The organism is Rhizobium favelukesii (genome assembly GCF_000577275.2).
GTDB lineage: Bacteria > Pseudomonadota > Alphaproteobacteria > Rhizobiales > Rhizobiaceae > Rhizobium > Rhizobium favelukesii.
Map to the genome: position 1 here is coordinate 1,745,123 of NZ_HG916855.1, position 19,032 is coordinate 1,764,154.

General features: G+C 59.0%; 16 protein-coding genes and 1 pseudogene. 7 read left to right on the forward strand and 10 right to left on the reverse strand.

Translation table 11 applies throughout. The features are described from left to right. Positions 1-56: 56 nt before the first annotated feature. On the reverse strand, positions 57-854 hold the full coding sequence (locus tag LPU83_RS71835; RefSeq protein WP_040681014.1) for a transporter substrate-binding domain-containing protein: 798 nt from the start codon (positions 852-854) through the stop codon (positions 57-59). Between the two features lie 81 nt (positions 855-935). Further along, positions 936-1,997 (reverse strand): agmatinase, encoded by a 1,062-nt coding sequence (gene speB / locus LPU83_RS71840; protein WP_024318394.1) that lies wholly within the window; start codon positions 1,995-1,997, stop codon positions 936-938. A 261-nt stretch (positions 1,998-2,258) separates the two neighbouring features. Here speB and LPU83_RS71845 point away from each other — a divergent pair, with 261 nt between their 5' ends. From LPU83_RS71845 to LPU83_RS71875, 7 genes and pseudogenes are all read left to right on the forward strand, one after another. Continuing rightward, a complete protein-coding gene (locus LPU83_RS71845) occupies positions 2,259-3,335 on the forward strand; it encodes an ABC transporter substrate-binding protein (protein WP_024318393.1) in 1,077 nt (358 codons plus the stop codon). A gap of 92 nt (positions 3,336-3,427) precedes the next feature. After that, the gene (locus LPU83_RS71850; RefSeq protein ID WP_024318392.1) at positions 3,428-4,312 is read left to right on the forward strand and encodes an ABC transporter permease; all 885 of its coding nucleotides are present in this window, start codon (positions 3,428-3,430) and stop codon (positions 4,310-4,312) included. Beyond that, positions 4,309-5,148 carry an ABC transporter permease gene (locus tag LPU83_RS71855; RefSeq protein ID WP_024318391.1) on the forward strand — a complete coding sequence of 280 codons (840 nt, stop codon included), beginning with the start codon at positions 4,309-4,311 and terminating at the stop codon, positions 5,146-5,148. The genes LPU83_RS71850 and LPU83_RS71855 overlap by 4 nt, the downstream gene beginning before the upstream one ends. A 10-nt stretch (positions 5,149-5,158) precedes the next feature. Further along, positions 5,159-6,223, forward strand: coding sequence for an ABC transporter ATP-binding protein (locus LPU83_RS71860; protein ID WP_024318390.1), 1,065 nt, complete (start codon positions 5,159-5,161; stop codon positions 6,221-6,223). A gap of 132 nt (positions 6,224-6,355) precedes the next feature. Beyond that, entirely contained in the window at positions 6,356-7,225 is an 870-nt protein-coding gene (locus LPU83_RS71865) for a LysR substrate-binding domain-containing protein (RefSeq protein WP_029710452.1), read from the forward strand. Between the two features lie 128 nt (positions 7,226-7,353). Then, the gene (locus LPU83_RS71870) at positions 7,354-7,707 is read left to right on the forward strand and encodes a RidA family protein (protein ID WP_024318388.1); all 354 of its coding nucleotides are present in this window, start codon (positions 7,354-7,356) and stop codon (positions 7,705-7,707) included. A gap of 175 nt (positions 7,708-7,882) precedes the next feature. Beyond that, a pseudogene (locus tag LPU83_RS71875) lies at positions 7,883-8,697 on the forward strand (pirin family protein). A 304-nt stretch (positions 8,698-9,001) separates the two neighbouring features. Here LPU83_RS71875 and LPU83_RS71880 read toward each other — a convergent pair. From LPU83_RS71880 to putA, 8 genes are all read right to left on the reverse strand, one after another. Next, on the reverse strand, positions 9,002-9,409 hold the full coding sequence (locus LPU83_RS71880) for a helix-turn-helix domain-containing protein (RefSeq protein WP_024318387.1): 408 nt from the start codon (positions 9,407-9,409) through the stop codon (positions 9,002-9,004). 4 nt (positions 9,410-9,413) lie between these two features. Continuing rightward, positions 9,414-9,701, reverse strand: coding sequence for a type II toxin-antitoxin system HigB family toxin (locus LPU83_RS71885; protein WP_024318386.1), 288 nt, complete (start codon positions 9,699-9,701; stop codon positions 9,414-9,416). A 123-nt stretch (positions 9,702-9,824) separates the two neighbouring features. Beyond that, a protein-coding gene (locus tag LPU83_RS71890) for an IS630 family transposase (protein WP_112334086.1) occupies positions 9,825-10,782 on the reverse strand; the annotation gives its coding sequence in 2 pieces (ribosomal slippage) (positions 9,825-10,430 and positions 10,432-10,782; 957 coding nt in all). 376 nt (positions 10,783-11,158) lie between these two features. After that, entirely contained in the window at positions 11,159-12,343 is a 1,185-nt protein-coding gene (locus LPU83_RS71895; RefSeq protein ID WP_082321374.1) for an IS91 family transposase, read from the reverse strand. 4 nt (positions 12,344-12,347) lie between these two features. Next, positions 12,348-13,211, reverse strand: coding sequence for a tyrosine-type recombinase/integrase (locus LPU83_RS71900; RefSeq protein ID WP_037069958.1), 864 nt, complete (start codon positions 13,209-13,211; stop codon positions 12,348-12,350). Positions 13,212-13,391: 180 nt separating this feature from the next. Beyond that, the gene (locus LPU83_RS73590; protein WP_157997414.1) at positions 13,392-13,784 is read right to left on the reverse strand and encodes a hypothetical protein; all 393 of its coding nucleotides are present in this window, start codon (positions 13,782-13,784) and stop codon (positions 13,392-13,394) included. Continuing rightward, the gene (locus LPU83_RS71910; RefSeq protein ID WP_024314670.1) at positions 13,781-14,545 is read right to left on the reverse strand and encodes an eCIS core domain-containing protein; all 765 of its coding nucleotides are present in this window, start codon (positions 14,543-14,545) and stop codon (positions 13,781-13,783) included. Before LPU83_RS71910 ends, LPU83_RS73590 begins: the two co-directional genes overlap by 4 nt. A 630-nt stretch (positions 14,546-15,175) precedes the next feature. After that, entirely contained in the window at positions 15,176-18,883 is a 3,708-nt protein-coding gene (gene putA / locus LPU83_RS71915; RefSeq protein ID WP_024314669.1) for a trifunctional transcriptional regulator/proline dehydrogenase/L-glutamate gamma-semialdehyde dehydrogenase, read from the reverse strand. Between the last annotated feature and the right edge of the window lie 149 nt (positions 18,884-19,032).

Consider the following 19,032-nt stretch of genomic DNA (forward strand, 5'->3'; position numbering starts at 1 on the left):
CCACCGCGATCGCTTACAGTTTTCGGCATCATGCTCTAGTGAGTGGGACGTCCTCGTCAGTCCTTCAGGTTTTCTGGGTTGAGCGGCGATTTCAGCCAGCTCTTCGAGCTTGCGTCGAGCGAACCATTGGAGATCATGGCAGCGACGCTGTCGTTGACAGCCTTCTTCAGGCCTTCCTCGCCCTTGCGGAGCGCGATGTGCGAGGGGGAGCTGAGGAGCTGGAACTTCTGCTCCGGCTTCAGGGCGTCCTGTCGTGCCAGAACCTGCGCGCCTACGTCGTTGCCGACGACCATCAACTGGGTCTGGCCGGATATGAAGGCCTGGATGACCGAATTGTAGTTCTCGAAACGCTGGATCGCAGCCGAGCCCGGGGCAGCGGCCGTCAGCGAAGTGTCTTCGAGCGTTCCGCGATTGACGGCAACGGTCTTGTCGGCAAGGTCTTCCTTGCCGCTCACCTTCAGCGCCGCCGGACCGATGACGGCGATATAGTAGGGGGCGTACGGGGCGGCAAAATCGATAACTTCGGCGCGCTCCTTCGAATAGCCGACGCTCATCAGCAGGTCGACGCGGTTGTCGTTCAGGTAGGCAATCCTGTTCTGGCCGGTAACGCTGACGAGATTGAGTTTCACGCCGACCCCGTCGGCGATCTTCTGGGCGACGTCGACGTCATAGCCCTTGATGCTCATATCGGCGCTGGCCGAGGAAAAGGGCGGGAAATCGGAGAATATGCCGATGTTGATCTCGCCTGCGGCTTTGATATCGGCAAGTTGGTCGGCCTGCGCGGCCCCTGCCAGGATGGCGAATACGGCAATTGCCGCTGTGGCGGTGTGACGCAAGTTCATAAGAGCAGTCATGTCGTTCCCCTTTTTGAGACGTGTTATGCGACAGGTGATGGGTGGCAGCGGGCACGAGACACGCTGCCGTTTTGGAGCTGGTTAGGCCACATTCGCCCTGACCGCGGGACTGAACGCCGCGAGGCACAGGAGTTCGAATAGAACCTGCGCGGCAATCTGCGCGGTGTTAGTGGTGTTGTCGTATTGCGGCGCGATTTCCACGACGTCCCCGCCGATGAGGTTGATACCCTTGAAGCCGCGCAGGAGGGTCAGGACCTCCCTCGGCTGAAGTCCGCCGACTTCGGGAGTGCCGGTTCCCGGAGCGAACGCCGGATCCAGGCTATCCACGTCGAAGCTGAGATAGGTCGGACCAGCACCGACAACCTCCAGAGCCTTTGCGATCACCGCCTTGAGGCCCATCTCCGCCACCTCTTCCGCGTGGATGACGGTCATGCCGGACGCAAAGGAGAACTCCCAGAGATATTCGCCGCCGCCGCGGATGCCTATCTGGATCGTACGCTTCGGATCGAGCACACCCGCCAGAACCGCCTCGCGGAAGGGCGCGCCATGATGGAACTTCGAGCCCTCATAGGGACCAGCGGTGTCGCAATGAGCGTCGATGTGGATCATGCCCACCGGCTCGCTGGCCACGACGCCCTTCAGAATGGCACCGGAGATCGAATGGTCACCGCCGACCGACAGCGGGATAACCCCGGTTGCCGCGATCATCCGGTAGCAGGCCTCGATGTCGGCATGGCACTCGGCCAAGCCGAACCGGCTGCGCATCGGCACGTCGCCGACATCGGCGACCTTTAGCTCTCCCATCGGCGCGACACGCAGAACATGCTCGTAGGGTCCGACACGCTCGATCGCCCTTACGGCCCGCGGTCCCAGCCGCGCGCCGGCACGATTGGTGACGCCGAGATCCATCGGCACGCCGATCAGAGCGACGTCAAGCGCCTCAAGAACCTCGGGCCTCAAGCCGTTCTCGATAAAACGGGCGTCCAGAAAGGTCGCAGGATCGGCGAAGGGCCATTTGCGGCTGTCGCCGTCCTTGAATACACTCGCCGCCACAGCGCGGAAGTGTGGATCCTCCATTTCCCCGCCTGCAGCGTTGCCGAAGCGCTTTCTCAAGCCTTGCAGAAAATCCCGGTCAATGGTCAAGGCTGGCTCCCGCAGTGTTGATGTCGCCATCATCATCGGGGTCGCACGCGCCTCTTGGAACCTCGAAAATTCGAGAGGGGATATAACGATTATTGATAGGTCGGATTCACTAACGATCCGCGATGCGGGTAGTGCGTCGATCGGCATATTCAGAAAACTTTATAACCCGGCGAGAATTTTCCCACTACCGCGGTTTGCAACGTCCACCCAGTCTCCGATGCGAACGGTCCACAAGAGGACCGACACCAAAGGGAACCTACCATGTTGCACGAGTTGACACGCCGCCGCTTCCTCGGATCCGCAGCAGCTCTGGGGATTGCCGGCACGATAACCGGGTTTGCGAGATCGGCCGCTGCCGGCAGCGGCAATCTCACCGCTGTGGAATGGGGCGGCGATGTTGTCGAAGCCATGAAGCAGATTGCCGCTGACCAAGATGCCGCGACATTCAACTGGGTTCTCCATCAGGGGGGCGCGGGCGCAATCCTTCCGAAGATCAAGGCCGTCTGGCCGAGTGTCGACTACGACTACGTCGCCGGTTGGGAAGGCTCGTTCAACAGCATGGTGAAGGAGGATTGGCTCGAGACCATCAATCCTGCCGATGTTCCCAACCTTGCGAATATTCCCGAGAAAATCATCATTCGTGATGGCAAGGGTGATATCAAAGCGGTCCCACGCGCAGTTGGCGGCATGTATTTCGGTGCCCGGACCGACACGGCTCCCATCGCTGTGAAGACCATCGATGATCTGCTGAATCCCGATCTGAAGGGAGCGATCTGCTGGCCGGGCCCGACACAGAGCATGATGCTCCAGATCGTCGCGCTCGCCCTTCACGCCGGCGGAAGTGAAACGAATATGGAGCCCGGTTGGAAGCTCATGAGGGAATTGGCGAAATCCGGCAATATCGGGCGCATCGCCGTCACCGATATCGATTTCACCAATTCGCTGACGTCGGGCGAGACCTCCGTCGGCTTCTTCGCCGAGCCCGGCTGGGCGGCCGTGGCGAAGAATTTCCCGGTCACGCGCTTCACCAAGGACAGCAACTTCAAGGCCTTCCTCTACCAGAGCGGTTTCGGCGTACTGAAGAATAGACCGAACACCAAGGCGACGCTCGATTTCGTCAACTTCGCGATCAGCCCGGACATGAACTCGCTCTACGCCAAGGTGGCTGGCGAAGCGCCGTTGAACGGCAAGGCGGTCACGCCCGACAATCTCAAGCATCTGTCCTTCACGTCGGACGAGTTTTCGAGCTTCGTCTATGTGCCGGACTACAATGTCGTTCTTGAACAGCAGGATGCCTGGTCCAGGCGCTGGGAACAGGACATCGCCCCGTTGCTCTAAGGCACCTCGCGGCAGGTTGTCGAAGGCACGAGCGGGCTTCGACAACCTCCCTTTCTCATGACCCGTAAGGGCGAGGAAAAGGCTGTTCCACCATGACCAAAGCAAGGCGGCAACCCGTTGCCATTTCAATTCGGGATCCCCGAGATGCGGCCCTGACGCTCGCGCCAGCCCTCCTGGTGTTTGCATTCGGTTTTCTGTTACCGTTGATCACTCTGGCAATCGAAAGCTTGAAGGAGTTTACGCCCGGGCGCGTAGGCTCCGTGGAGAATGCCGCGGCAACGGTTCAGAACTGCTACGAGCTTGCAAACCAGGCGTTTGCGAGTGTCCTGCTGACGACCTTCTGGATCGGTGGAACTGCCGCTATCATCGGCCAGCTTGTGGCATTCCCGCTGGCCTACTTCATCGTGCGGCGCTTTTCCCCGCGGATGCGCACGCTCACCCTCGGTTTTTTGATAACGCTTGTGCTATCCAGCGTCCTGATCAAGACTTACGCGATCGAACTGACCTTCGGGTCGGTCGGCATCTTCCGACCCTTCCTCTTGACACTTGGCCTTTCGCCCAACAGCCGCGAATACATTAATATCGTCGTTATTGCGGGTCTGGTTCACGCGATCATACCGGTTGCAACACTGACGCTGATTGGCGCGATGCAATCGATCGATCCGCGTCTGCTCGATGCAGCTCAGTCGCTCGGCGCGCCGGGATGGAAAGCCCATCTGTCGATCACGCTTCCCCTGAGCCTCCCGGCTCTGATCTCAAGCACGCTTGTCTCACTGACTTTCGCGATCAGCGCCTTCGTTATTCCCATGGTGCTCGGGAGGGGCCGGGTGCTTTTCATGTCGAACGTCATTTACACCCGCTTCAGCGATATCGCCAACTATCCGAGCGGCGCGGCGATCTCGCTCGTCATGCTTGCCGCGGCGTTGGCGGTCGTCGCCGTCATTACGTTTGCGCAGGCGCGGAAGGTTTCCCGATGAGCATACAGTCTCTTACAGCGAGAACCGGGAACCGGATCGCCGGTTCCCTTGCCTACGGCCTCATAGGCCTTGGACTGGCCTTCCTCGCCATCCCGTTGGGGATAACGTGTCTCATGGCTTTCGACGCCAGGACCTATCTCGGTCCATTGCCCCCGCCGGCCTTGTCGCTTCACTGGTTCGAACGGCTCGTCTCCCAGGCGGATATCCTTGCCAGTCTTCGCACCAGCCTCATCTTGGCGGTACTCACGACGGTTCTGTCGGTCACGATTGGAACCGCGGCGGCTGTCGGCCTTGCCCGTGGCAATTTTTTGGGAAAGGCAGCTCTGACTTCGGCCTTTCTCTCGCCGCTCATCGTTCCCCCGGTCGTCATTGGATTCGGTCTGCTGCTTTTCCTTTCCAGGGCCGGTATCACATACGGCATGGCGCGCCTACTCCTCGGCCATGTGATCGTGACGGTGCCCTATTGCATAAGGACCAGTCTCGCCAGCCTTCTCGGCAGCGACCAGCGATTGACGGAAGCCGCAATGGTTCTCGGCGCCACGGAGCGCCAGGCCTTTTGGACCATCACCCTGCCGCTCATGCGGACGGGCGTCGTCACCGGCGCGATCTTCGCCTTCGCGATTTCGATGGATGACGTATCGATCAGTCTCTTTCTGAGCGATCCGTCCGCAACGACCTTGCCGGTTACGCTGGTCAGCAACATGCGTGCGGCTTTCGATCTGACGATCGCTGCGGCGGCCGTGGTCCTGATTGCCGTGAGCGCGTTTCTGATTGCTGTGCTGGACCGCCTTGTCGGCTTCGACACTGTCGTCGGTCAGGGTTTGTTTCGTTCATGAGGACAATACGATGATTTCTGCCGTGGAATTTCAAGGGGTCAGCAAGCGCTTCGGCGAAATTGTCGCCCTCGGTAATATCTCCTTCTCGGTGAACCCAGGTGAAACAATCGCACTGCTTGGACCAAGCGGCTGCGGCAAGACCACCATTCTTCGGCTCATTGCCGGATTCGAGCGGCCGGACAAAGGCTCGATCATGATCAACGGCAAGTCGATGGCCGGATTAAAACCCTATGAGCGCAATGTCGGGCTGCTGTTCCAGCACTACGCTCTTTTCCCGCATATGACCGTCGAACAGAACATCGGCTACGGACTTCGCCATCGCAACCATGCGCCAGGCGAAATACCCGGTCGCGTTGCCGAGATGCTCGAGCTCGTCCGGCTCGTCGGTTTCGGACAGCGGCGGCCGCATCAGTTGAGCGGGGGCCAGCAGCAGCGTGTTGCACTTGCGCGGGCGCTCGCCACCCATCCGAGCCTTGTTCTCCTGGATGAGCCCTTGTCGGCCCTGGACGCCAAACTTCGACATGAGTTGCGCACCGAATTGAAGGATGTGCTCGCCGCCGTCGGCTCGACCGCAATCGTGGTAACCCATGACCAGGAAGAGGCAATGAGCCTGGGAGAGCGCATATTCGTGATGAACGGTGGTGCAATCATGCAGTCGGGCAGGCCGGATGATGTGTATTGGCGTCCAGACTCGCGCTTCGTAGCGGATTTTATGGGTCGGACGAACTGGATTCATGGCTCGATTTCGGCCGCTGGCGGAACGGCCTGCAAATTCCGCTCCGAATCCGGCTGGGAGTTTCCGGTCGCATCCACGGGAAGCCTTTTAGGTGCCGCCGAGGTTTGCGTGAGGCCGGAAAGCGTCTCGATATCATCCGGCGCTCCGGCTGCTGGGGCGATGCCGGGACGCGTTGCTGAGGTCGTGACACTCGGTGCCTTCAGGCATGTCGTTCTGGACCTTGCCAGTGGCGACCGCATCATCTCGGCTTGCCCCAACCGTCCAGATATAGCCTTCGCCCGCGGGCAGGAAATCAGCATTTCCATCCCCGCCGAGGCATGCGTTCTCTTCGCGCGATAAGCTGGCGTTGATGGTGCGCAGCTTGTACCGCGCCCCAGCTTGAGGGCCACCAGTTGCCTGAGGGACAGGGTTCGTCCAATATCCGCATATGGGCAGAGAGGCCATCCGCTCTCGAGCGCCACAAAATATGGAATGCGGCTTCTGATGCTTGACCTTGATTCCTATCTGCTTCGTGCGTTTCTGACCGTTGCGGAGATCGGCACCGTCAATGGCGCAGCCGTCACTCTGAATAGAACGCAGGCGGCCGTGAGCATGCAGATCCGCAAGCTGGAGGAGCTTGTCGGCGTTACGCTGTTTTCGCGATCGTCAAAAGGCCTCGAACTCACGAGCCATGGGCAGATCATGCTGGCATATGCCCGCGAAATGGTCGCCCTCAGCGACGAGGTCGAGAAAAGGCTGACCGGCAAGATGATCGAGGACCGCATTCGCCTCGGCGTTGTCGAAGATTTTGCAGCCGGCCACCTGATCGACATTCTTCGGGACTTTAGAGCCCAAAACCCGAAAGTCGAGATCGATATCATTGTTGAGCCGAATCGCCGCCTCGCAGAGCTGTTTGAAGACAGGAAGCTGGATCTGGTTGTTTGCGATATCACCTGCCTCTCGCGAAAACCGACCCTCATCTGGACTGAATATCTGATGTGGACGGTCAGATCTGACTTTGTGGCCGACGCGGAAAAACCGCTTCCCATCATCATGTTCGAGGAGGAGTGTCCCTGGACGCTCCCGACGATTGCAGCTCTGTCCCAGCGGAACGTCAAGTGGAAGACGGCATGCGTCGCATCGACGCTGGTGGCCATGGCGACCGCGGTTCGCGTCGGTATCGGTATCGCGCCAATGATGGTCACGACGAAACCGGAGGGCTGCCGGACGCTTGACAGGTCGGCCGACCTGCCCGGTCCCGTGCGTATCGAGATCGGTCTGTATGCTCAATCCGAGACGGCCGAAGGCGCGCGCTACCTTGTGGACTTCATTTCGCGGCATACCGCCATATTGTCCAGCTAGGAGCGTTCAGCTTCCATTATATCGGGTCAATTTAATTCCCTCTACCGGAATGGCGAGCAAAGCCCCACAGTGATCGAATGAAGGGTCGACGGCCAAATTTCAAGCATTCATGGAAGTCTGCGCATACGATGATGGGGCAAGCCAAAGTTGACGAAACTCTCCTTGCAGATGCCGTCTATCTGCCCGGCCAGATCGCAAACCTCACGAGGGGAGCGAGCGTGACGGCACAAACCAACGAAATACTGCAGCGCATCAATGATATGCTGCTGCACGAAGGTACCGATAAGTCGGAGATCATTCTCGCCAACATCTGGCTTAGCGACCTTGCCTCATTCGAGGAAATGAACAGAGCCTGGGACGTTTGGGTGCCGGATGGCGGGACGCCACGGCGGGCGACGTTTGAGGACAAGAATCTCCCGCCGATGTGCGCCATCCGTATTGACGTAGCAGCGTCGCGAAAGAGCGGGGCCCTGCGAGCTTGAATGAGCCGTCTGCGTGCGTGCGCACCATTCCATCGACGCGTCTTGCATGCGGTCAGACGCAGGTGTTTGAGGATCGGCCATATACCGGGAAAGCTGCCTGAATCGGGTTGGGAATAGTATTCTTGGTTCCGGTTTAGTGCGCGGTAGAGCGCCAACACTCAATGAGGAGGACTCTGTGCTGATCAAAGGTGAACGCACATTTGTGGTCCGCGACATGGGAGGCTTCATCGTCCACATTAACATGCCTGGATGGCTGCAACACAAGCCGACCGATCACGGTCATGGTCCTCTCGCTATGGTCGTCGAATCCATCCTCCATCCAGGTCGGGTCATTGCGATGCACGAGCACCGAAACGATGAAATCATCTCCTGGGTGCCGGCTGGCGTGATGCGCCACGAAGACAAAATCACCGGCCGACTGATTACCGACAGAAACAGCCTTATGGTGATGAATGCCGGACGCAGCTTTTGGCACTCTGAAGAGACAATACAGTCCGATCCCCCTTGCGCATGCTGCAAATTCTTGTGCGGCCCTCTGCGATGGATCTCGATCCCAAGATTCAGCACGGACCTATCCCGCCGGCGGAGCCGAACTTGTGGCGGCATCTCGTAGGACCGGAGGGTAGCAAGGCCCCCTTCTACGTGCGCAATGCGGCCGATTTCTTTGATATCCGGCTGGAGGCTGACGCGGTTGTTGAATTCCCGCAGGTGCCTGGGCGTGACCTCTTTTTCCACGTGTTCAGCGGTTCAGTCGTTGCCGACGGGCTGAAGTTTGACGAGCGCGAACAAGGACTGCTTTTGTCTGGTGCCACACTTACGATAAGGGCAAAGAGCTCCAGTGTGGTTGTCGCGTTCCTTGTAGATCCACATGCCCCGGTGGTTCGCAGAGGAACAGTTGGAGATCACCGAAAGATCCCGCCTCCTATCGTCATTCGGGCTATTAAGGGGTGGAAAAGGCTGCAGCGCCTATGGCGTCACTGGGCCAACTAAGGGCCGGGCATCGCCGATCGGCAGCCCCGCCTCTGGGAGAGTGCTGCCTGATCATGCATGTCCGGGCCACTCCCAGACGAGATCCGGTGTAGAAGGGTCGTCGTCGTGAGCCTTGACCGCCCGCAAGCGGGATGTTGGTGCGGTTGCTTCGAACGGTGGCCGTATTTGGATTTGGCTTGGAAACGAACCGCGTCGCGCAATCGGGCTCAGACCGTGGATGCAGTGATGTACAAAAAATGTCACTCTGACGATAGTTCTGTGTTGACCCTTCGGCGTTTGGGACGTCAGCAGTAGACGTTCGTCTTCAAAGCGATAGAAATACTGTCGCTGGTATCAAAAATCGCTCACTCAGCGCACGAGCTTGTCGAACGTTGATTTGTCTTTTTCCTCTTAGAATCTCAGACACGACGGACTGAGCGCCTACTTCTGGCACCTCGGACTGGCCAAGACTCCGCTCTTCCATGATGTAACGGAGTGCATCAGCACCGGTTACGTGAGGCATTGGGCGGGTTTGCTCGTCATAGGCCTCGATAAGGTCCCCCATGCGAGATGCAAGCAACGCCAAAGGATGATCCTCATCGTCGCCTACTTCAGCCAGGATCTCGTCAAGTTGCTCCACGAGATGATCATACTCAGCTTCGTTGGTCGGCATGGCAAGAAGAGGGGCCACATGCGTCCAGTGCTCGCTTACCAGTTTTACAAGTGCGTTCATCGGGCTAACCCTTCCATTTTCCTTTGTCGTATTCCGCATGGTCCATAATCCGCTGAATATAGACCTTCTTAAATTTGTAATGCACCACCGCGATCAAGCGCAGCTTGTTGCCACCAATGTCGAACACGTGGTGCTGGCCGACCTTATCTATTGCCGGAAACAGCGACTTCATGTCAGCGAAGTCTGTCGGCTCCGAGGAATTTATTAGTCGATACCAAGTATCTAGGGCACTGGCTGCTTGGGGCCATCGGTCTTTCGCCTCCCAGATCTTTATCTGTGTAATGACGTGCATAAACCCGGAATCGCGCATCGCATTTTGCTATGGCTGCAATCTAGCGCGATAATCCGATTATAGCAAGTTGCTATGGCGCCTTTTTATTCGCATTCGCCAAGGTCCGACTAGAGCGCCGTACCTTTAATCGAACCCATAGCCTGCGGCTGTAAAATAGTTTCGACATTCTTGGCTGTTGAAGAGGTTGCAGATGGATCCGAGCGCATTTGAGAGTGCGTCAAACGTGCGAGCGGCGGCGGCTCGGAGATGGGCCTTAATTTTGGCGAAGGCCATTTCGATCGGGTTCAAATCTGGCGAATAAGACGGCAGAAACAGGAGCCACGCACCAACTTCCTTGAGGCAGGCTTTGGCTTTATCGCTCTTGTGAACGCGAAGATTATCCAGGATGACGACATTGCCTGGTTCGAGTGTCGGCGCAAGCTGGGTCTCGATGTAGGTGTCGAAGATTTCCCGGTTCATCGGCCTGTCAATAATCCAGGGCGCAGTAAGACCGAAACAGCGCAAGCCTGCAATGAATGTCTGTGTCCCCCAGTGGCCAAAGGGCGCATCCGTGATGAGACGCTCGCCGCGCGGGGAGCGCCCACGCAGTCTCACCATCTTTGTGTTCACCGAGGTTTCGTCCAAGAAAACAAGTCGATGCGGTTCAAATCGCATCCGGGGTTGGCGTTTCGAAATCCAGACATCACGATCCTTTCGGATATCAGCGCGAGCGCGTTCCGACGCCATTATCTGTTTTTTTATATGTGTATCCCTGCGTTATCAAAAACCGCGACAGGGACGATGGTGGAATAACCAATCCATGTTCATCCTCAAGGCGACGGGCAAGCTCTGGCATGGTGATATCCGGTTTGCCTTCGACCTGTGCGACCAGGAAATCGCGAAACGCCGACAGTTTCCCTGCACCTGGTGGCCTTCCTTGACGCGCGGGGGTTATCAGCCCAGTCCGCTCCCGGCGTTGCAGCAGCTTGATCGCACTGCTGTCGCTGATTGCGAAATGACGGGCAGCGGCTCGCCGTGATTGGCCGCTAGCGACCATGGAAACAACACGCTGACGAAGATCAACAGAATGAGATTTACCCATGTGATTCACCTCCAACCGCAGTGAATCTGGAGGGTTATGTGAGGTCGGATAGGACAGTGGCGTCATACTCGGCCGACCTCACATAAGCCGGATTGAACGAAGGCGCGGGTTGTTTGGCACTATGGGGATTGCGTTCTGCGTCCGGTTCCGGCGCGGTGATGCGGTGGCCCTGAGGGCGCGCAATCAAGTGGCAGACGGCGAGGTTTTACATGATTGTCGAAGCGCAATGTCGCGGGTCGCTGTGCCGGTTGTGCCGATATGGATGCATTTGCGCCTACGGATCGAACATCTGGCCTGGTTCCAGGCAGCGACGATTGTCCGCCGGAACGGCGTCCAAGTCGGCGGGTGATATGGGTCGTCTGCCGATCGCCTGATGTCATGATGTGTCACATCGGAATGAAGATGACCGTGCTTGAGCGGGTCGGATGTTGGCCTTCATCCGACGCATCGGCCGGTCACATTCGGGGCATGTGAAGGGGTAGCCTTGATTTGGGTTGAGGCAATGCGGTTGCTCGGCCGACGTCGACCGCTGGCCCAGCAGGTCCCGACAGAGGGCGATGCGTTGCCGGCGATGGCTATTGGCGAGAAAGCCGAAGTGACGCATACGGTGAAAGCCGTCGGGTAGTACGTGGAGAAGGAAGCGCCGGATAAACTCGAGCGGGTCAAGGCGCATGATCTTCTCGCGATCATGTCCTTGGCGTCGATAGTCCTTCCACCGGAAGTCGACATGCTCGTCATCGGCACCGACGATACGACTGTTGGCGATGGCCACACGATGGGTGTATCTGCCGAGATAGGCGAGCACTTGGTCCGGTCCGCCAAACGGCGGCTTGGCGTAGACGACCCATTCACTGCGACGGGCGTGCGCGAGATGGCTGGTGAAAGCGGTGGGGTCGGCAAGGCGTGCAAGCGCGTTGGAGAAGCGAAGTTTACGCTGAGCGAAGGCGTCAGCAAGGGCCGTCAGAAAGAGCCGCCGGAAGACACGCGATAGAACTCGGACGGGCAAGAAAAAGCCCGGCCGGCATGCGATCCACTTTGACTTATCCGGTGAGAGACCGCCGCCTGGTATGACGCAGTGGACGTGGGGATGGTGGGTCATCGCCTGGCCCCAGGTGTGAAGCACGGCGATGATACCGATCTCGGCACCCAGCCGTTTAGGGTCGGCGGCGACCGTCTGCAGCGTCTGGGCTGCGATCCGCATCAGCAGTGCGTAGACGACCGCCTTGTTGTGGAAGGCTATCTCGGCGATGCCAGGCGGTAGTGTGAAGACCACATGGAAGTACTGGACCGGCAAGAGATCGCAGATGCGGGCCGCGACCCATCCCCTGCGAGCTATGCCCTGGCACTTCGGGCAGTGACGATTGCGGCAGGAATTATAGGAGATGCGAGTCGTGCCACACTCATCGCAGGCATCGACATGGCCGCCGAGCCTGGGTGTGCGGCAAGCTTCGATCGCGCCCATGACACGTCGTTCGCCACGACTAAGATGACCGGCGTTCTCTCGCCTGTAGCAGCCACCGTGTCGCCGAAAGATGTCGGCAACTTCGAAAGCGGGGCGCAACCGATTATGATACCGGCGGCGTCACCTCCAGTCGCAATCGGTCGAGCGGGCTTGCCGTGGAGCGGATCGTGTCGGTGGAAACCCGCGTGTAATGTGCCGTGCTCGACAGGTGTGCATGACCGAGCAGTACTTGGATAATACGAATATCGGTGCCGTTCTCCAGCAAGTGGGTGGCAAAACTGTGCCGCAATGTATGGATGGTGACCCGCTTGGCCAGTCCCGTTGCTGCAACCGCCGAACGACAAGCGGCATGCAACACCGTCGGCTCGATCGGCTTGTCAGGATTGCGTCCGGGAAAGAGCAGCGTCTTGGGCCTCGTCAAGCGCCAATAGCTGCGTAGGATGCCGAGCAGTTCCGGCGACAGCATGACGTAGCGGGCTTTGCCGCCCTTGCCATGGCGGATATGAATCACCATGCGCGAGCTGTCGATATCACCGATGCTTAGTCCGCAGACTTCCGAGACCCTGAGACCGGCTCCATAGGCGCAGGTTAGTGCCACACGCGCCTTCAGGCTGGAGACAGCTTCCAGGAATTGGACTACCTCGTCCGTCGACAGAACGATGGGTAGCTTCCGCGGTGCGCGGGCATAGGGGATGCGCTCCGGGATCTCATTCTGACCGAGCGTGACCCCATAAAAAAACCGCAGCGCGCAGACGATCTGGTTCAATGCCGCCCAGGATATTCCACCTGAGACAAGGTAGACTTGGAACGCGCGGACATCTTCAAGATCAAGCCGATCCGGCGAGTGGCCGAAATGGCGGCTGAACTTCTGGACGGCATTGATATAGGATCGTTGGGTGGCCGGAGACAGATTGCGGACCGTCATGTCCTCGATCATCCGGCGGCGAAGAGGGCTTATCTCGGCCATCTGGACCTCCTGTCTGAAGGGTGGGTTTGCAACACCCTCATCCTCTCAGCCAGGAGGCTCTTCTCAAAGCCCGCCGCAATTGCCGCGGTAGCGGCTTAGTTCAATCACACCAATACCCTCGTGAAAACCCCACTCGATTCTCAATTCAAGTGCGATGCTCTAGTGCCACGAGCGGGGCTCTTAAGAACGTTCATAAGTCTGCTGCGCGACAACACGAAGCCGGCTTTGTGGGCGATGAGGGAGCTCGACGCTCTTTGCCTTCATCCTCTTCGTGACTATGCGCGAGGAGATCAAGAAGATTTGAAACGCAAACAAGGTCAGCCAGGCCGTGCTTAACCAGTTCATCAACGTCAAGAAGGTCACCAGAAACCCAGCAGCACGGCCATCAAGATCCTTGATATTGTCGAAGAAAATGACTGGAAGTGCCCTGCGCGAGCCGCTTGCTGATGGAAAGAAAGGATTTGCCCGCACTATGCAGGCATTTCCATTTTCGGAGATTGAATAAACTTCATGCGGCAGGTGCCAGTTGCACCCCATATGTACAACGCAGAAACCGTACACGTTCGGGCTCACTCGTCGTTGGAGCCTGAGTTGCATTCCATTGGAGTGGCAGGGCGTTGCGATAGGGCCTGTCGTATATTTCCGACGTTTTGGGATTGTCGCCAATTGCAAAAGCCGTCGCCTTTGGCATAGGCCGGACTTTCGACGCCTCGCCAGTTCCGTGCGTATCGAACTGCAAAGTTGTGTACGCCCCAGTCTCGAAACTGGTCGACATGTGTCAGTTCATGCGCCCACGCGGAGACGTTCGCGGCCGCGCTGGGTTCGCGAAATATCACCACGTCGATCAGGGTGACGGCGTCTGCAAAGCCTCCCTTCTCTAGCAGCTGAGCAAGGTCTAGAGAGTCGTCGTTGCCGATCTTGTACCGCACACGGTTCATCGAGTCTTCGGTCGCGTAGCCGGTCAATTGCTCTCGAATATACGGAGGGATCGGCATTGATCCGCTAATCGCGTCATTGCGGCTCTTAACAAGAGCTCTTTCCAGCAATGGCCCAGTTACGACACTGGCTTGAATCTCATTGAGCGCAGTAACGACGCTCTGAAGGGCACTCGTGACAGCATTCGATGAGTCTTGAAGGCTGTTGCCTGTCTTCTCCAGAATATCACCACGTTCCGGACCGCCATGTTTTGCGGTGAAGGCCACATCGGAAATGCCTGCGCAGGGGTGGGCCAGCGAAGCCGGTATCAACGTCCCGAGCAAGATCAGGGCGAGACGGAAAATGGCTGAAAGGGTGCTTTGGGAAACTATCGCGGTGGTGGATCGGGCAACTTGCATAGCCAGTCCCTCAGTTCAGTCTATTACCATATATACACAATATCTAAAATGATGGTGAGGCCACCGTTCTTGCGTAATATTTTTTTGCGGCCAGAAATTGCAGGTGCAAAAGCGCCTGCAATGATCAAGTCTTCCGACGCAGGATATCAAGGCGTTCCTGCATGAAGTCGCTGATGGAAAGAAGCGGCGGCCGTCGGCGATGGTCGGCTGGTCACCAAGCCGTGCCAAAAACCCCAGGGTGATCACGCCTACAGCCCGCACCATCTTGGTCGCGACCGGGCGATAATGTCAGCTCAGCTCGTCGGTATCGATCTTTTGCGCAATCTGGTCGTCTGACATTGGCCGCTCGGTCTGTATGAATTGCATCGGAGTTCTTGCATTCCGTATTGGAGCGGCTTGAGGTCGCAACTCCCATAAACCGTGCCTGAACCGAGGGCCTTAAGATCTATATTGCGGCGAGCCAGTCTATGATCCGAATCGATGCCCTTGGGGAGTGGTCGAAACATTCCAGGTCGTGCAGGCCGGAAAGTCGTGATCGCGCTGGTCTTTTTGTGTTGACCTCAGCGGCTACAGGAGATCGGGCGCGAAGGGTCGCGCCTGGTTCGGAGGACGAAGTTGCAGCCGACCAGCCTACCCTATCGACATCAGGCTGGCATTGCCGCCGGCTGCGGCCGTGTTGATGGAGGTGGACACCTCCTCCAGAAGCCAGTTAAGGCAATACGCATCAGGGTCGCGCTCAAGCTGCTCCGTCGAGGCTGACTGGGTGAGCAGCAGCGCACCCGGCATCGCGGCGATTTTTGCGAGCATGGCCGAGACGCGGTCGGCATCGCCTTCAATCAGGGCGCCGGCCATTGGCTCAGCATCGGCGGAGGTCTCCTTCCAGGAAATCCGCCGGGCGACACTGACGGGAACCCGCTTCAGCATCGAGCGAAGGCTCTCGTCGGCGTCGATGATTGCGCTGTTTCCGGTGGCGAGCACAGCCGAGACCTGGCGAACGAGACCGGTTTGCGAGACCGGAGCGCACAAGATCACACCGCGGGGATGAAGCGCGTAGAGATTGCGCTCGCCGACCGGGCCGGCGAGTTCGGTTTCGAGCCCCAGGGCCGACTGGCCGCCGAGATGGCGCGCCATTTCCGCATCCTCGAAAAGGCCCTGCTGATCCAGCCACTTCGCAAAGTCCGAAAGAGCGGGGTCGCTATAAACGGAGCTGTGCTGGGGTGGGATCGGCGGCGTGGTGACCAGCCTTCCGAGATAGAGAGGACCGCCCGCCTTGGGGCCGGTGCCGGACAAGCCGCGGCCGCCGAAGGGCTGGACGCCGACGACAGCTCCGATGACGTTCCGGTTCACATAAAGGTTGCCGGCCTTCACCTGTGACGTCACATTGGCGATCGTTTCGTCGAGGCGCGTGTGGAGACCGAAAGTCAGGCCGTAGCCCGTCGCATTGATCTCGTCGATCAGGCGGCCGAGGTCCTGACGACGCCACCGGATGACGTGCAGAACAGGCCCGAATACCTCCCGCTTCAGGTCCGAGATCTTTTTGATCTCGATGATCGTTGGCGCAACGAAGGTTCCGTTTTGGGTCGCATCCGGTAAGGCGACGCGCTCGACGGCACAGCCGGACCGGCTCATGGCGTCTATGTGCGCCTCAATGATATCCTTGGCTTCAGCGGTGATCACCGGGCCGATATCGGAGGCCAGCCGATTGGTGTTGGCGATCGAAAGCTCGCGCACTGCGCCCTTCAACATCGTCAACGTACGATCGGCGACGTCTTCCTGCAGGCACAGGATACGCAGCGCCGAGCAGCGCTGTCCGGCGCTGTCGAAGGCCGAAGCGATCACGTCGCCCACGACCTGTTCGGCGAGCGCCGAGGAATCGACGATCATGGCGTTCTGGCCGCCCGTTTCAGCGATCAGCGGGATTGGCTTTCCGTCAGTCGACAGGCGCTTCGCAAGCTCCGCCTGGATGATCCTTGCAACCTCAGTGGAGCCGGTGAACATCACCGCAGCGGCTTGCGGTGCTGCGACCAAGGCTGCCCCTACCCTTCCGTCTCCCGGCACCAGTTGCACCACATGGGAAGGAATGCCGGCCTCGTGCAGGATACGGACCGCCTCGGCGGCGATCAGGGGGGTCTCCTCCGCAGGTTTGGCGAGAACCGGGTTGCCGGCGACAAGAGCTGCGGCGACCTGCCCCGTAAAGATTGCCAGGGGGAAGTTCCAGGGGCTGATGCACACCACCGGTCCAAGCGGCGCATGCGACGGGCCAAGCGTGCGGCGGGTTTGCTCAGCGTAGTAGCGCAGGAAGTCGATCGCCTCGCGCACTTCGGCGACGGCGTTCAACAGCGATTTGCCGGCTTCGCGCATGATGAGGCCCAGCAAGGTTTCCATTCTCGCCTGCATGATGTCAGCAGCGCGATCAAGCAGTGTCGCTCTTTCCGCTGGCGGGACCAACGCCCAGGACTGCGCGGCCTCCAGCGCGACCACCGCTGCTGCGGCCGCCTCTTCAGCCCTTGCCTCGCGTACAGTGCCGACAACGTCCCGCTTGTCGGCGGGATTGACGACATCGCGCGCCGCTGGAGCCTCTTCGATCGGGCCGCTTGGCGCGGCTGCCCACGAGATCGTGGCACTCATCTTCAGCGCCTCTGTCAGCGCCTGCAGGGACGTCTCATTGGAGATATCAAAGCCGGCGGAGTTGCGGCGCTGACCGTACAGGTCGGAGGGAAGCGCGATCTTATCGTGCTTTTGACCGGGCACTGGCATCCTGGCGACGATGTCAATGGGATCAGCGACGAGCTCGTCGATCGAGACATTGGGATCGGCGATCCGGTTTACGAACGACGAGTTGGCGCCGTTTTCAAGAAGACGGCGCACGAGGTAGGCAAGCAGGGTTTCATGGGTGCCCACGGGCGCGTAGATGCGGCACGGACGGTTGAGGTTCTGTCGGCCGACAACCTCGTCGTACAGCGGCTCACCCATGCCATGCAGGCACTGGAACTCATACTTGCCGACATAGTAGTCGGAGCCAGCCATGTGGTAGATGGTGGCGAGTGTCTGCGCATTGTGGGTTGCAAACTGCGGGAAGACAGCATCGGTTGCAGCAAGCAGCTTCTTGGCGCAGGCGATGTAGGAGACGTCGGTGTAAATCTTGCGGGTAAAGACGGGGAAGTCTTCAAGGCCATCGAGCTGCGCACGCTTGATTTCGGCGTCCCAATAGGCGCCCTTGACAAGGCGAACCATGATGCGGCGACCGGCGCGGCGGGCAAGATCGATGATGTAGTCGAGCACGAAGGGACAGCGCTTGCCATAGGCCTGGACAACGAAGCCCATTCCGTTCCAGCCGGCAAGGTCTTCATCGAGGCACAGCGTCTCAAGAATATCGAGCGACAGCTCCAGCCGATCTGCCTCCTCGGCATCGATGTTGAAGCCGATGTCGTAGGACTTGGCAATCAGCGCAAGCGCCTTGACCTTCGGCAACAACTCGCCCATCACGCGCCCGCTCTGGGCTCTCGAATAACGTGGATGCAGCGCCGAAAGCTTGATGGAAATGCCGGGACCTTCGTAGATGCCGCGTCGGTCAGAGGCCTTGCCGATGGCATGGATCGCGGCTTCGTAGTCTTTGTAATAGCGTTCGGCATCCGCGCCCGTGGTGGCGGCCTCGCCGAGCATATCGTAGGAATAGCGGAAACCGCGCTGCTCCAGCGGCTTGGCCCGCAGCAGCGCCTCGTCGATCGTCTCGCCGGTGACGAACTGCTCGCCCATCATGCGCATCGCCATGTCCACACCGCGTCGGATGACAGGCTCGCCGCAGCGGGCGATCAGGCGGGTGAGCGCGGCCGAAAGGTTACGATCGTTGACCGTGGAGGTGAGTTTTCCGGTGACGACCAGCCCCCAGGTTGCGGCATTCACGAACAGCGAACGACCGCCGCCCAGATGCGACTTCCAATCGCCTTCGGCGATCTTGTCGCGGATCAGCGCATCGCGCGTCGCCGTATCGGGAATGCGCAGCAGCGCTTCGGCGAGACACATCAGCGCAACGCCCTCCTGGCTCGAGAGCGAATACTCGTGGACGAGACCTTCGACGCCCGTGCCCTTGTGCTTGGCGCGGAGCGCCTCAATGAGCTTGCGAGCGGTTGCAGCTGCGCCCTGCCTGACCTTTTCCGAAATCGTTGCGGCGTCAACGAGGCGCGGGACACATACCGTCTCCGGCGTACGGTAAGCCGCTGTAATGGCACGGCGCAGATCGCTTTGCGGTCGGACTTCCGGCGCAAAACCCTCGAAAGGATTTGCGGCGCTGCGAGGCTGCGCGTTAACGGTTTCGTTCGCCACCGGATCGTTGGTGATCGTCATGTCTTTGCTCCAGAGAAGGATAGTGGCCGAACATAGCAGATCCAATAAAGGTGATTTCACTTGAAACTGGCGTAATGCGAATATATTTGCCTAATTTGTGCGAAACCTAGAGGCAATATCGTGAATACTATCGCAAATGGCAG